The sequence below is a fragment of the Acidisoma cellulosilyticum genome (genome assembly GCF_020621385.1).
GTDB lineage: Bacteria > Pseudomonadota > Alphaproteobacteria > Acetobacterales > Acetobacteraceae > Acidisoma > Acidisoma cellulosilyticum.
On the sequence record NZ_JAESVA010000003.1, the window covers coordinates 576,780 to 591,260 of the forward strand.

At 64.2% G+C, this 14,481-nt stretch carries 14 protein-coding genes; all 14 read right to left on the reverse strand.

Annotated elements, in window-relative coordinates:
* Positions 1–47: 47 nt before the first annotated feature.
* The 14 genes from rpoB to ftsE all read right to left on the reverse strand — a co-directional run bounded on the left by rpoB (position 48) and on the right by ftsE (position 14,411).
* A complete protein-coding gene (gene rpoB / locus ACELLULO517_RS11490; RefSeq protein ID WP_227307501.1) occupies positions 48–4,229 on the reverse strand; it encodes a DNA-directed RNA polymerase subunit beta in 4,182 nt (1,393 codons plus the stop codon).
* A 315-nt stretch (positions 4,230–4,544) separates the two neighbouring features.
* Entirely contained in the window at positions 4,545–4,919 is a 375-nt protein-coding gene (rplL, locus tag ACELLULO517_RS11495) for a 50S ribosomal protein L7/L12 (RefSeq protein ID WP_227307502.1), read from the reverse strand.
* 92 nt (positions 4,920–5,011) lie between these two features.
* The gene (rplJ, locus tag ACELLULO517_RS11500) at positions 5,012–5,530 is read right to left on the reverse strand and encodes a 50S ribosomal protein L10 (RefSeq protein ID WP_227307503.1); all 519 of its coding nucleotides are present in this window, start codon (positions 5,528–5,530) and stop codon (positions 5,012–5,014) included.
* 306 nt (positions 5,531–5,836) lie between these two features.
* Positions 5,837–6,541: a 50S ribosomal protein L1 gene (rplA, locus tag ACELLULO517_RS11505; protein WP_227307504.1), complete on the reverse strand. Its 705-nt coding sequence runs from the start codon at positions 6,539–6,541 to the stop codon at positions 5,837–5,839.
* A 4-nt stretch (positions 6,542–6,545) separates the two neighbouring features.
* Complete coding sequence (gene rplK, locus ACELLULO517_RS11510) at positions 6,546–6,980, reverse strand: 50S ribosomal protein L11 (protein WP_227307505.1); 435 nt, start codon at positions 6,978–6,980, stop codon at positions 6,546–6,548.
* A 209-nt stretch (positions 6,981–7,189) separates the two neighbouring features.
* A complete protein-coding gene (ptsP, locus tag ACELLULO517_RS11515; protein WP_227307506.1) occupies positions 7,190–9,031 on the reverse strand; it encodes a phosphoenolpyruvate--protein phosphotransferase in 1,842 nt (613 codons plus the stop codon).
* Positions 9,018–9,302 (reverse strand): HPr family phosphocarrier protein, encoded by a 285-nt coding sequence (locus ACELLULO517_RS11520; protein ID WP_227307694.1) that lies wholly within the window; start codon positions 9,300–9,302, stop codon positions 9,018–9,020. The genes ptsP and ACELLULO517_RS11520 overlap by 14 nt, the downstream gene beginning before the upstream one ends.
* Before the next feature lie 35 nt (positions 9,303–9,337).
* On the reverse strand, positions 9,338–9,754 hold the full coding sequence (locus ACELLULO517_RS11525) for a PTS sugar transporter subunit IIA (RefSeq protein WP_227307507.1): 417 nt from the start codon (positions 9,752–9,754) through the stop codon (positions 9,338–9,340).
* 36 nt (positions 9,755–9,790) lie between these two features.
* The gene (rapZ, locus tag ACELLULO517_RS11530) at positions 9,791–10,690 is read right to left on the reverse strand and encodes an RNase adapter RapZ (protein WP_227307508.1); all 900 of its coding nucleotides are present in this window, start codon (positions 10,688–10,690) and stop codon (positions 9,791–9,793) included.
* On the reverse strand, positions 10,687–11,124 hold the full coding sequence (locus tag ACELLULO517_RS11535) for an HPr kinase/phosphorylase (protein WP_227307509.1): 438 nt from the start codon (positions 11,122–11,124) through the stop codon (positions 10,687–10,689). Before ACELLULO517_RS11535 ends, rapZ begins: the two co-directional genes overlap by 4 nt.
* A gap of 150 nt (positions 11,125–11,274) precedes the next feature.
* Entirely contained in the window at positions 11,275–12,057 is a 783-nt protein-coding gene (locus ACELLULO517_RS11540) for a lysophospholipid acyltransferase family protein (protein ID WP_227307510.1), read from the reverse strand.
* The gene (locus ACELLULO517_RS11545; protein WP_227307511.1) at positions 12,054–12,749 is read right to left on the reverse strand and encodes a YdcF family protein; all 696 of its coding nucleotides are present in this window, start codon (positions 12,747–12,749) and stop codon (positions 12,054–12,056) included. Before ACELLULO517_RS11545 ends, ACELLULO517_RS11540 begins: the two co-directional genes overlap by 4 nt.
* Positions 12,728–13,747 carry a cell division protein FtsX gene (locus ACELLULO517_RS11550; RefSeq protein ID WP_227307512.1) on the reverse strand — a complete coding sequence of 340 codons (1,020 nt, stop codon included), beginning with the start codon at positions 13,745–13,747 and terminating at the stop codon, positions 12,728–12,730. The genes ACELLULO517_RS11545 and ACELLULO517_RS11550 overlap by 22 nt, the downstream gene beginning before the upstream one ends.
* A complete protein-coding gene (ftsE, locus tag ACELLULO517_RS11555) occupies positions 13,740–14,411 on the reverse strand; it encodes a cell division ATP-binding protein FtsE (RefSeq protein ID WP_227307513.1) in 672 nt (223 codons plus the stop codon). The genes ACELLULO517_RS11550 and ftsE overlap by 8 nt, the downstream gene beginning before the upstream one ends.
* Positions 14,412–14,481 lie beyond the last annotated feature (70 nt).

Consider the following 14,481-nt stretch of genomic DNA (forward strand, 5'->3'; position numbering starts at 1 on the left):
CAAACCGTCAGGCCGGAAGCGGGTTGCCCCGCTTCCGATTCAAACGGTCACGCCGGCTGATTGTCCAGGTCCACGTTCAGACCCAGGGACTTCAGCTCCTTCACCAGCACGTTGAAGCTTTCCGGAATGCCGGCCTCGAAGTTGTCCTGCTCGCGCACGATGGCTTCATAGACCTTGGTGCGGCCCGACACGTCATCGGACTTCACCGTCAGCATTTCCTGCAGCGTATAGGCGGCGCCGTAAGCCTCAAGCGCCCAGACTTCCATTTCACCGAAGCGCTGACCACCGAACTGCGCCTTACCGCCCAGCGGCTGCTGGGTCACAAGGCTGTACGGCCCGATCGAACGCGCATGGATCTTGTCATCGACCAAGTGATGCAGCTTCAGCATGTAGATATAGCCGACCGTCACCTTACGCTCGAAGGGCTCGCCGGTGCGGCCATCCGTCAGCGTCACCTGGCCGGAGGTGTTAAGACCGGCCTTGGTCAGCATGCCTTCGATATCGGCCATACGAGCGCCATCGAAGACCGGGGTCGCGATGGGGATGCCCTTTTTGAGGTTGGTGCCGAGTTCGATCAGCTCCGCCGAAGTCATGTTGGCGATGATGTCGCGATGGACCTTCTCGCCGTAGATGTCCTTCAGATAATCATGCAGTTCCAGCTGACCGGCGCCGGTGCGACGATATTCCTCGACCAGCTCGCCGACCTGCTTACCGAGCGCGGCACAGGCCCAGCCCAGATGGGTTTCCAGAATCTGACCGACATTCATACGCGACGGCACGCCGAGCGGGTTGAGCACGAGATCGACATGCGTGCCGTCTTCCAGGAACGGCATGTCCTCGATCGGCGTCACGCGCGACACCACACCCTTATTGCCATGGCGACCGGCCATCTTATCGCCCGGCTGCAGCTTGCGCTTCACCGCGACGAAGACCTTGACCATCTTCATGACGCCGGGCAGCAGCTCGTCACCGCGCTGCAGCTTGTCGACCTTGTTCTCGAAACGCTGCTGCAGACGAACGACGGAGGCATCGAACTCACGCTTGATGAGCTCGATCTCGGCCATCACCGCATCGTCCTGCACGCCCATGTGGCGCATCGTGCCACGCGGATGCTCGGCCAGGACTTCCTCGGTGATCTCGGTGCCGGCCTTGATGGCCTTGAAACCGCCCGAAGCCTTCTGGCCCAGAATCTGCTCCTTCAGGCGGTTCAGGAAGGACCGCTCCTGAATGGCCTTCTCGTCATCGCGATCCTTCGCCAGACGCTCGATCTCGGCGCGCTCGATCGCCATCGAACGCTCATCCTTGTCGACGCCACGACGGCTGAAGACGCGGACATCGACGATGGTGCCGGAAACGCCGGGCGGCAGACGCAGCGAGGTATCGCGAACGTCGGACGCCTTTTCGCCGAAGATGGCGCGCAGCAGCTTCTCTTCCGGCGTCATCGGGCTTTCGCCCTTCGGCGTCACCTTGCCGACGAGGATATCGCCCGGATGCACTTCGGCGCCGACATAGACGATGCCGGCTTCGTCGAGGTTGCGCAGCGCTTCTTCACCCACATTCGGAATGTCGCGGGTGATTTCTTCCTGGCCCAGCTTGGTGTCGCGGGCCATGACTTCGAATTCCTCGAGATGGATCGAGGTAAAGACGTCATCCCGCGCGATACGCTCGGAAATCAGGATGCTATCTTCGAAGTTATAGCCGTTCCACGGCATGAAGGCGCAAAGGACGTTGCGGCCGAGCGCCAATTCGCCCAGTTCCGTCGACGGGCCGTCGGCGATGATGTCGCCGGCCTGCACGCGGTCGCCCACGCGAACCAGCGGGCGCTGGTTGATGCAGGTCGACTGGTTGGAACGCATGAACTTGCGCAGACGGTAGATATCCACGCCGCCCGAGCCGGCTTCGCTGGAGGAGGCACGGACAACGATACGGGCACCGTCGATCTGGTCGATGACGCCGGCGCGGCGCGCGACGATGGTCGCACCCGAGTCGCGAGCGACGGCGGCTTCCATGCCGGTGCCGACCAGCGGCGCATCGGCGCGGATCAGCGGCACGGCCTGACGCTGCATGTTGGAACCCATGAGCGCGCGGTTCGCGTCATCGTTCTCAAGGAAGGGGATGAGCGCGGCGGCGACCGAGACCAGCTGACGCGGCGACACGTCGACGGCCGTCACCTGATCCGGCGGCACCAGGCGGAAATCGCCCTGATGACGGACGGAGACCAGCTCTTCCGAGAAGCGGTTGCCCTCCAAGGGCACATCGGCCTGGGCGACGATCAGCTTCTCTTCTTCCATGGCGGAAAGATACTTCCAGCCTTCCTTCACTTCGCCGTCCTCGACCAGGCGATACGGCGTCTCGATGAAGCCGTATTTATTCACCTTGGCGTAGGTGGCGAGGCTGTTGATCAGACCGATGTTCGGGCCTTCCGGCGTCTCAATCGGGCAGATACGGCCGTAATGGGTCGGATGCACGTCGCGGACTTCGAAGCCGGCGCGCTCACGGGTCAGACCGCCCGGCCCAAGCGCCGAGAGACGACGCTTATGCGTCACTTCCGACAGCGGGTTGGTCTGATCCATGAACTGGCTGAGCTGCGAGGAGCCGAAGAATTCACGCACGGCGGCGGCGGCCGGCTTCGCATTGATCAGGTCATGCGGCATGACGGTGTCGATATCGACCGAGCCCATGCGCTCGCGGATGGCCCGCTCCATGCGGAGCAGACCGACGCGATACTGGTTCTCCATCAACTCGCCGACCGAACGCACGCGGCGATTGCCGAGATTGTCGATGTCGTCGATCGAGCCACGGCCGTCCTTGAGTTCGCACAGGATCTGCACGGTGCGCAGGATATCCGCCTTGCGCAGCACACGGACCGTGTCCTCGGCCTGAACGTTCAGGCGCATATTCATCTTCACGCGGCCGACGGCCGAGAGATCGTAGCGATCCATGTCGAAGAACAGGCCACGGAACAGCGCTTCCGCCGTCTCGCTGGTCGGCGGCTCGCCGGGGCGCATGACGCGATAGATGTCGATCAGCGCGTCGTCGCGATTGGTGTTCTTGTCGACGGCCAGCGTATTGCGAATCCACGGACCCTTCGCCTGGTCGATGGCGAGCGTCGGCAACTCGGTGATGCCGGCCTCTTCCAACGCCGTCAGACGGGCTTCGGTCAGTTCCTCGCCGGCTTCGACGAAGATTTCACCGGTATTCTCATTGACGAGATCGATCGCCATGAAGCGGCCGATCATGTCGAGACGGGTCGAGAGGACGGTCTTGGTCTTCTCGGCGATGCGGCGCGTCAGGCGCGTCGTCATCTTCTCGTCGGGCTTGGCGACGATCTCGCCGGTCTCGGCATCGACCAGATTCTCGAACAGCTTCATGCCGCGGAAGGCTTCGGGCTCGAACGGACGGGCCCAGCCCTTCGACGTCTGGCTGTAGATGACCTGACCGTAGAAGGAGGACAGGATCTCCTCGGGACCCATGCCGCGGATCTCGCCGATATCGACGGACTCGCCCTTGGCCGCGCGGGCTTCGCGCAGCTTGCCCGTCTCCAGGCTGTCGAGCGCGTACAGCAACGTCGTCACCGGCAGCTTACGCTTGCGGTCGATGCGGACGTAGACGAGGTCCTTGCTGTCGAATTCGAAATCGAGCCAGGAACCGCGATAGGGGATGACGCGCGCGGTGAACAGGAACTTGCCGCTGGAATGCGTCTTGCCCTTGTCGTGATCGAAGAACACGCCCGGGGACCGGTGCATCTGGCTGACGATGACGCGCTCGGTGCCGTTGATCACGAAGGTACCGTTATCGGTCATGAGCGGCAGATCGCCCATATAGACCGGCTGTTCCTTGATGTCGCGGATCGAGCGGGCGCCGGTGTCCTCATCCACGTCCCAGACGATGAGACGGAGAACAACCTTAAGCGGCGCGGCAAAGGTCATGCCGCGCTGAATGCATTCCTCAACGTCATACTTCGGCTCTTCAAGCTCGTAGTAGACGAATTCAAGCCGACCGCGGCCGGCGAAATCATCGATCGGGAAGACGGACTTGAAGACTTCCTGCAGACCCGTCTGCGTCCGGCTGTCCGGCACGACGTTCATCTGAAGGAAAGCCTCGTAGCTGGCCCGCTGCACATCGATCAGGTTTGGCATCGGCGCCACTTCCGGGATGCGTCCGAAGCTCTTGCGAATGCGCTTCCGCCCAGTGAAGGATTGGTTCGAGCCACCTGAAATAGCGTTCATCGCTTGCCCTTAGCCCTCGATTGTACCACCGCGCCGAAACCATGCCGGCCGGTCTCAGTATGGTCAGCCGCCGCCCAGGCGAGGCCGACCCGTCCATCCCGCTTCCCCCCATCGGGCGGTGAAGCTCAGTCCCAAGTCCAAACCGGCCATCCGAAGATCGCCCGGACCTGTTCTACAGGTTTTGACGCGCACCCAGCGTCACAGGCACGACAACTCTACCCCGCAACCACGGAAAGGGTGGAGATCAAGCTGATCCCCACCCCGTTCGCGGCTCGTCAATCCCATCCCGGGCCCGGAAGCCCAGGATGGTCAAGATCACTTGATCTCGACAGAAGCGCCATTCTCCTCGAGGACCTTCTTGATCTTCTCGGCTTCGTCCTTGTTCACGCCTTCCTTGACCGGCTTCGGAGCGCCCTCAACGAGGTCCTTCGCTTCCTTCAGGCCGAGCCCGGTGATCGTGCGGACTTCCTTAATAACGTTGATCTTCTTCTCGCCAACCTTGGCGAGGATGACGGTGAATTCGGTCTGCTCTTCGACCGGGGCAGCGGCGGCGGCCGGAGCGGCAGCGGCGGCGGCAACGGGGGCAGCGGCGGAAACGCCCCACTTCTCTTCGAGAAGCTTCGAAAGCTCAGCGGCTTCCATAACGGTAAGGCTCGAAAGCTCTTCCACCAGACGGGAAAGGTCAGCCATTGTCAAAATCCTATTATAATAACTTTGATCGGTTCAATGCAAGCCGGGACCTTCCCGGCATCACATCCATGAAAGTCAGGCACAGCCAGAAATCAGGCCGCCTCGTCCTTCCTGGAATAGGCACCAAAGACCCGCGCGAGGTTGCCGGCCGGCGCCTGAACAACGGCTGCGATCCGTGTCGCCGGGGTATTGAGCATCCCCAGGAAACGCGCACGCAGTGTGTCGAGCGACGGAAGTTCGGCCAGGGCCTTAACGCCAGACGCATCAAGCGTCTGAGCGCCAAGGGACCCGCCGATAACGACGAACTTCTCGTTGGTCTTGGCGAACTCAACAGCCACCTTCGCCGCTGCCACAGGATCCTTCGACCACGCAAGCGCGGTCGGACCCTTCAGCATCGGCTTAATGCCGTCGAATTGGGTACCTTCCAGGGCGAGGCTGGCCAGACGGTTCTTAGCAACCTTGAAGCTCACCCCTTCGGCCCGCATCTTGCGACGCAGATCGGTCACATCGGCAACCGTCAACCCGTTATTACGGGTCACGACCACCATGGACGTCTCTGCGAACACAGACGCGAGCGAAGCAACGAACTCTTGCTTCTCCGTACGGTCCAAGTTCAACTCCGCCACCTTGGCGACGACAATTCTATCGCCGCCGGGTTTCCCATGGGCGAGAGAGGCGTTCACACACCCCAAACGCCCGGTTCGCCTGTCCTTTTAAAGCCGGAACCGCCAAAGTTCAGTCAGCGCACTCCGCAGAGTGGCGCCTCGTAATCGCTGGCTTCCCCGTCTTCCAACCGCCGGCCTGCTGGCCGTTTAAGCACCGACCCTTGTCGGCTCACGTCTGGTCTCGGACAGGTTCGGAGAGGTCCCCCTCTCCTAGCGCCCCACGGTCGAAACCGCAGGGCGAATTCGAAATGCTTACTGCGCGGCCGAGGCCAGCAGGGTCGAGACATCGACGCGGATGCCCGGGCCCTGAGACGAGCTCAGCGCGGCCTTCTGCAGATAGGTGCCCTTGGCACCCGTCGGCTTGGCCTTGGTCACCGCGTCGGTCAGCGCGCGGATATTCTCCACCAGCTTGTCCTCGTCGAAGCTCGCCTTGCCGATACCGGCATGGATGATACCGGCCTTTTCGGCGCGGAACTCAACCTGGCCAGCCTTGGCGGCGGAAACGGCGCCCTTCACGTCCATGGTGACGGTGCCGAGCTTGGGGTTCGGCATCAGGCCACGCGGACCAAGGATCTTACCGAGACGACCGACCAGGGCCATCATGTCCGGGGTCGCGATGCAGCGGTCGAACGCGATCTCGCCGGCCTGAACCTTTTCGGCCAGGTCTTCGGCGCCGACCACGTCGGCACCAGCGGCCAGCGCTTCCTCGGCCTTCGCGCCACGGGCGAAGACGCCGACGCGCAGCACCTTGCCGGTGCCGTTCGGCAGGCTGATCAGGCCACGGACCATCTGGTCGGCGTGACGCGGATCGATGCCGAGGTTCATCGAGAACTCAACCGTCTCGTCAAACTTGGCGCGGGCATTGCCCTTCACCAGCTTGATGGCTTCGGCGAGCGAATAGACCTTGTTGCGGTCGAAGGTGGCGTAGCCAGCCGCAAGGCGCTTGTTCTTGGCCATTGGATCAGCCCTCCACAACCGAGAGGCCCATGGAGCGGGCAGAGCCTGCCAGCATGCGCACGGCGCCATCAACATCGTTGGCGTTCATGTGGATCATCTTCTGAGCGGCGATTTCGCGCAGCTGGGTCATCGTTACCCGGCCGACGGTCGCGCCCTTGCCCACGGTCGGCGAACCCTTCTTGATGTTCGCAGCCTTCATCAGGAAGTAGGTGTTCGGCGGGGTCTTGGTGATGAACGTAAAGGTACGGTCTGCGAAGGCGGTGATGACCACCGGAACCGGCATGCCCGGCTCCATACCTTGCGTCAACGCATTGAATTCCTTGCAGAACTGCATGATGTTCAAGCCGCGCTGACCGAGGGCGGGGCCCACCGGCGGAGACGGATTGGCCTTACCGGCCGGGATCTGCAGCTTAACGTAGCCGACGATTTTTTTCGCCATAACCCTCGTTCCTGTTTAAACGCGAACAAGGACCGCGGTTCATCCGAGGGCGGTTTCCCGTCCTCTCCCGCGTTCCGATAGAGGGGGGCGACATAAAGGAAGGACCGGTCAGAGTCCAGCGATGTGACAGAATAGCGATTGCCGATCTGGTATGCTGACCCAGGTGCAGATCAGACCCGCGATGCGGCGGCCAGAGGGTCAGACGGAAGTCAGAGCGACTTCTCCGCGAATTCCTCGACCAGCGCGCGGATCTCAGCGGGTTCGGTCTGTTCCATCACTCGCCGCGCAAGCCTGGCGCAATCGGCGATCGAGACGCTGCGGACCACAAGCTTCACCTTCGGCACGGCACTCGCGTTCATGCTGAGCGCGCGCAGACCAAGGCCCAGCAACAGCGGTGTCAGCTTCGGATTGGCCGCCATCTCGCCGCAGACCGAAACCGGCTTGCGCAGGCGCAGGCTGGCCTCGACCGTGAATTGAACCAGCCGCAACAGCCCCGGATGCAAGGGGTCATAGAGCTTCGCGACTTCGATATCGCCACGATCGGCCGCCATCGCATACATCGTCAGGTCATTGGTGCCGATGGCGAAGAAATCGGCTTCCAGGGCCAAGGCATCGGCCGAAAGGGCTGCCGCCGGCGTCTCGATCATAATGCCGAGCGGCGGCATCCGCGCCGGCAATTCCTCCCCCCGGCGTTTCAGACGGCGGACGACCTTGTGCAGAATGTCCCGCGTGGCGCGAACCTCATCGATCGACGTCACCATCGGCAGCAGGATATTCACCGGCCCCCGCGCGCCCGCGCGCAGAATCGCCGCCAGCTGCGTCTCCAGAAGCTCCGGATTGCGCAGCAGCATGCGGATGCCGCGTAGGCCAAGGGCCGGGTTGATGCCGGAAATCTCGGTCGTGAAGCCGCTATTCTGCAGCGCCTCGATCTCTTTCTCGCCACCCCAGTCGAGCACGCGGATGGTGACGGGATCGCCCTCCATGGCCTCGACGGCCTGACCGTAAACCTCCGTCTGCTCATCCTCGTCGGGCAGCTCTGCCCGGTTCATGAACATGAATTCGCTGCGGAAAAGCCCGATACCCTCGACGCCGGCCTGGGCGATCAGCGGCAGTTCCAGCGGCACTTCCAGATTGGCGAGCAATTCCACAGCCTGCCCGTCCGTGGTTTCGGCAGCCAGACGGCGCAGCTGGGCCAGCTTCTGCCGTTCGCGCGCGAAATTGGCCGAAGACCGCTTGGCGGCGGCCATGGTAGCAGGGCCAGGATTGAGCGTGACGGTGCCGGCACCACCGTCCAGCACCAGCAGCGCGCCGCTGCGGATGACGTCGGTGACACCCTCGGCGCCCAGGATCGACGGAATGCCCAAGGCGCGCAACATGACGGCAGTATGGCCGTCCGTGCCGCCCTCCTCGGTCACGACACCCGCCAATCGGGCGGGGCTGAGCAATGCCGCGTCAGCCGGGCGCAGCGTATCGATGACGAGGATGGTGCCTTGCGCGAGCTTGGCGAAGCTCTGAAACGGCGTCTCGGTCAGGTTGCGGATCAGCCGCCGCCCGATTTCGCGGATTTCCTCGGCCCGCCGCTTCAGGCCGGCGCGGTCGCGGTCGGGCATGGCCAGAATGGTCGCCGCCAGATCCTCGACCTCGTCATGCACCGCGGTCTCGGCCGCTGACAGGCTTTCGATGCGCTTCCGCACGCCCCGCAGCAGGCGCGACGGCCCGATCATCTGCATATAAGCGTCAAGCAGCGGTTCCAGCTCGGCCGCGCCCTCGGCCGGCAGCATCGCGAGCTGGCTGCGGAGCTTCGTCAGCTGGCGGCGGGATTTTTTGATCGCGCCATCGAACCGGTCGAGTTCACCGTCGACGGCGTCCGCCTCGATCGCGACCGAGGTCAGAACCGGGCTCTGATCTTCAAAAAGATAGGCGGGGCCGACGGCAATGCCGGAGACGATGGGCAGGCCCGTGAACAGCCGCTCGGGCAAGACTTCCGTGTCGGTCCCGAGGTCTCTGGCCGCGCGCGGCCTGGGTGCCGCCTTTTGCTCAGTCTTCCTCATGGAAGCCGGCTTCGATCAGAGCGGCAACCGCGTCGAGCGCTTCCTTGGCGTCCCAGCCTTCGACCGTCACGGTCACCTTCGACCCGATGCCGGCGCCGAGCATCATCAAACCCATGATCGACCGCGCGGAAACCGTCTGGCCATCCTTGGCGAGGTTGATTTCCGCCCCGAACTGCTCGGCCAGCGTCACCAGCTTGGCCGCCGCACGCGCATGCAGCCCGCGCTTATTGACGATGAGAATGTGGCGGGACAGGGCCGAACCGCCCCCCATCGCGTCATCCGGGCTGAAACACGGACGCCGATTGATCACCCGCAGCTTCCGCGCACGCCCTGCAAGACCTGGGAGGCGCAGGCGATGTATTTGCGTCCGGCTTCCTGGGCACAGGTGACGGCGCTCTGCAGCGTCTGCTGACCGCGCACCTTCGCGAGCTTGACCAGCATCGGCAGATTGACGCCGGCGATCACCTCGACCTCTCGCGAATCCATGAGCGAGATCGCCAGATTGCTGGGCGTGCCGCCGAACATGTCGGTGAGCAAAACCACACCGTCCCCGGAATCGACACGGTCGATCGAGCGCTGAATGTCGCGCCGCCGATCCTCCATGTTGTCATCGGGACCGATGCACACCGTCTCCACCCCGCATTGGGGTCCAACGACATGCTCCATTGCCGACCGCAACTCTTCGGCGAGATGGCCGTGAGTAACGAGCACAAGACCGATCATAATGAGTTCAGTGGCCTCCCATGGCCAGACGAGGGTTCATGCAGCGACCGAACCCGTCATACCTTTTTCACGGTCAGACCGATCAAGCTCTCGATGCACAACCATCGCTTGCCAACCCGCTTCCCGTAACAACTTAGCCAATGTTTCGATCAGAAAAACGGAGCGATGACGTCCACCAGAACATCCGATCGCGACGGTGACATATTTCTTACCTTCCTGCACGAAACGCGGCAGCAAAAGCAAGACCATCGATCGGATGAGGTCCTGGAACGCAGCATAGTCCGGATCTTGCGCCACATATGCGCAAACTTCCGCATCCAATCCAGTGCGCGGCCTCAGCGTCTGATCGTAGTGTGGATTGCGCAGGAAGCGGGCGTCGAAGACAAGATCGGCCTCGGCCGGTAAACCGGCCCGATAAGCGAACGAAATCAAGGTCAGAGACAGGCCCTCGTCCTGGGACAGGCCGAAACGCTGGCCAATCCTCTGCCGCAATACTGGCAGCGGTAAAGTCGAGGTATCGAGGACAAGGTCGGCTGCGGCCTGCAAGGCGTCGATCAGCGCACGCTCGGCGGCGATCCCGTCCCGCACCTGGCCCTGCGGCGCCAGAGGATGGCGGCGCCGCGTCTCGGTATAACGGCGGAGGAGCACCGCATCATCCGCGGTCGCGAAAACCATTTCCGGCGTGATCTCGGTTTCGGCCTTGAAGCGCTCGATCGCGGCCAGCACGGCACTGGCCTCAAAACCGCGCGTGCGGGCGTCGAGACCGATGGCGAGCGCTCTGTCGGTTCGCGAAAGCAGTTCATCGAGCAGCGAGAAAGGCGGATTATCGACCGTCTCGTAACCCAGGTCTTCCAGCGTATGGAGGATGGAGGATTTGCCGGCGCCGGACAGGCCTGTCACCAAAACGATGCGTCGCTGCGGAGCCGGCGTCGTCACGCGAAGGCACCGGTAAAGGCGCCGGTCTGTTGCCTGGCGCGCCCGGTGACGGTGTCGAAGGCCAGGGTCAGCAGCTGGGCGGCATTGGCCGGGCGCGGGTCGATCGCGATCGCCGGCAGGTCCAGCACAGGGTCGCGTCGCGGTTCAGGCAAGCGCGGCGGCGTGCGATGCGCCAGCTGCGCAACCAGGACCGGACGGGCGCTTTCGACAAAAGGAAACCGCATGATGCCGAGGCCTCTGACCTCGATCAACCCCGCCAGAGTTTCGGGCGGCCTTGCCATGCCGTCCTCCCCGATCGCCACCTGATCATCCGCCACCAGATCGAACCCCCGGTCGAGCAAACGCAAAAGCAGGTCGGATTTGCCGGAACCGGGCTCGCCGGTCAGCACAATCCCCAACCCGTCTCGCGCGGCACAACTCGCATGCATCAGCATCGGGCGGACAATGCGGCAAGACCGAGGCGGGGGAAAGCGGCAATCGTAAAACACGCCACCGCACAAAGGTTATCCCAAGATAATCCCCAGGACTCCAAGACAGGGTCCGCAGGAGAGTGGGGACAATAAGAATCCAGATATATTGTAGAGTTACGGAAACTCCTTCGACCGTGAGGCGAAGACCGAGACCGGCTCGCCCACAGTCTTATCCACAGGGTTGTGGATTCTTGCCTCAAGCTGCGTCCAGGCCTCATCCAGGGCGGAAACCAGACCGGCCCGGTTCAAACCGGCCGGCAGCGGCGCCCCGATGACGATGTCGATCACCCCCGGCCGCTTGGTGAAGGCATTGCGGCCCCAATGCGCGCCTGAATTGGTGGCGACCGGGATCACCGGCACGCCCATAGCCCCGGCCAGCGCCGCGACACCCGGCTGAATGACGCGCGGCTCGCCGGGTCCGGCGCGCGTGCCTTGCGGAAAGATCACCACCTGGCGCCCGTCGTCGCGCGCGGCCTGACCGTCGCGGATGAGATCGCGGATGGCGCGCGAACCGGCGCGGCGGTCGACCGCGATCATGCCCGAGGGTTTCATCAGGCGGCCGAAGACCGGCACCTTCAGCAATTCCTGCTTGAGGACATAGGCGGGCTTCGGCAGCAGCATCCAGACGGCCGTATCGAAGGCCGATTGATGGATGGAGGCGATCAGCGCCGGCCCTTCTAAAGGCAGGTGTTCAAGCCCGGAGACCCGCACGCGGATACCGCAGCACAGGCGTAGAAGGCGGATCAGCACCAGCGCCCAGGCACGGCCCAACCGGGTGATCTGCTTTTCCCGCCCGGTGACGAGATAGAGATAGCCCCAGAGGCTGTAGAAGGTGGTGACGGCGACGAAGCCGATATTGAACGACAAGGACGTGACCGTCAGCCACAGGCGCTTCATGCGTCGTGTATCCCTCGGAGAAAGCTGGCGAGCCGCGCGAAGCGCAGCTCGGCCAGCAGCCATTTCGTGTATTCAGAGACCAGCAGCCGCCATACATGCGGCCGAGAGCCGTCGTAAATCGCGGTCGGCTGCACCCGCATGGGGTAAAGCACCACATCCGGCATGGAGCGTGACAATTCCAGCATGGCGCGCGGCATGTGATAGCCCGCCGTGACCACGATCAATGTCTGGATATGGTGGGCCTGCACCCAGCCCGATGTCTCGTCGGCATTGCCGACCGTGGTCTGCGCCTGATGGCCGAGCGTGATATGCGACGCCGCCGGCGGCCGGGCGAGATGCGCCGACCGCTCCATATCGCGCAGCGACACGCTGGCCGGCACGCCCGAGATCAGCAACTGGTCCGCTCGTCCTTCGTTCAGCATCTGAAAGGCCGTCGCCAGGCGATCCTCGCCGCCCGTCAGCACGACGATGCCGTCCGCCCGCGGCGGCGGTACGGAGGGCATATAGGTATTGAGCAGAAACCACAGAAAACCGCCGCACCAGGCGGTCAACGCCAGCATCGCGGTCAGCGCCGCGATGCGCGCGCCGATCCGGCTCGGCGGCAGGCGTCCGGACCTCTGGCGGGCCGCGTCCGATTTTTGCCGCGGCGTGCGCCGGCGTCGGCGCGGCGTTACGGCAGGCGTCTGAGCCATCGGCGGACGGTGCCTTCGGCGGTGACATAGCCGATGGCCGCCGCCGCCAGCGGCAAAGCCGGCAAAGCAATCCAAAGCGGCAGCGGCAGAGCGATCAGCGGTGTCTGATCGGTGACGGCGGCATTCCCCTGTGCGAAAGGTGCCGCGAGATAGGCGAGCCAAAGCAGAACAGGCAGTGCGGCCAGCGCACCGCCGACCCCGCCGGCCGCCGCCAGCCGCATGGCGCGGCGCGCGAAGCGGCCGGCAATATAGGCGTCGGTCGCGCCCAGCCCATGCACGATCTCGATCGCATCGCGCCGCGCGGACAGGCCCGCACGGGTCGCGACGGTGACGACCGCAATGGCCACGCCCACAACCAGAAGCAGCATGACGGCGGCACAGGCCTGCAGGCTGCGCGCCAGCGCCGAGAGGCGGGCGGCCCAGACATCCGCGCTTTCCGTCGCGGTATCGGGTGCGGCGGCCGCGAGCTTGGCCGACAGGTCGTCCGGCAAGACGCTGCCGGGCGTGAGTGTCACAGCGATCACCGCCGGCAGCGGCAGTGCGAGGGTGGTGCCGGCGTCGCCCAGCCAGGGCTTGAGGAGCTTGGCCAGATCGTCGCTGCTCATCGGTTTGGCGGCCAGGACGCCGGGTTCCGCCCGCAGGATCGCCATGACCGCCGCCAACCGCGCGCCATGGCCGCTGGCTGCCGGGTCATCCGGCGTCGGCACCTGAATGGTCAGCTCGGCCTCCGCCCCCTGCTGCCAGTGCTGGGCCAGCATGGCGGTCGCCAGGGCGCCGGCTAAGGCCAGCGCCGCCAGGAAAGCCATCGCGGCGACCAGGAACGGCAGCAGACGATCGGACAGCGCGCGTTTCAGCCCGAGATCGTCGAAGCCGACGGGACGCAGCCGGCCGGCCGCCTTGCCGCGCCGTCGCGACGGCGGCGGGTTGCGCGGCGCTACAGGCGGCGGCGATGTCGGCGCGCGCGGTCCGCTCATCGGCGGGCGTGGACTGTCACTCATCCTGAACCAGATGTCCGGAATCGAGGCTCAAGGTCCGCGCCGGATAGCGCGCCATCAGGGATTGGTTATGCGTCGCGACGATCGCCGTCGTGCCCAGACGGTTGAGTTCCTGGAACAGCTGCATCAGCCGTTCGGCCTGGGCATCGTCCAGATTGCCCGTCGGCTCGTCCGCCAGCAGCATGGCGGGGCGATTGATGACGGCGCGCGCAATGGCGACGCGCTGCTGCTCGCCGCCCGAAAGCTCGTAGGGATGGGAATCGATCTTCGCGGCCAGACCCACCCATCGCAACATTTCCATGACATCTGCCCGGATCTGGCCCTCCGGCCGGCCGGCGATGCGCAGCGGCAGCGCCACATTGTCAAAGGCCGTCAGATGCGGCAGCAGACGGAAATCCTGAAACACGACGCCGATCCGCCGGCGCAGGCGCGGCAATTGGCGCCGCTCGGCGCGGCCGATATCCTTGCCCTGAATGATCATCCGCCCGCGCGACGGGCGCACCGCCAGATAGATCATGCGCATCAGGCTGGTCTTGCCGGCGCCCGAAGGGCCGGTCAGCCAGCGAAACCCGCCCTCCGGCACATGAAAGCTGAGGTCGTGCAGCACCTCTGCCTGGGCCGCGCGTCCGGCCCCATAGCGCAGGCTCACCGCTTCAAGACGGATCATGGATGCTCATCGGTCGAGGGCATGGCGACAATCTAACCTGAATTCGACGCGCATGCGCCATCACAAGCCA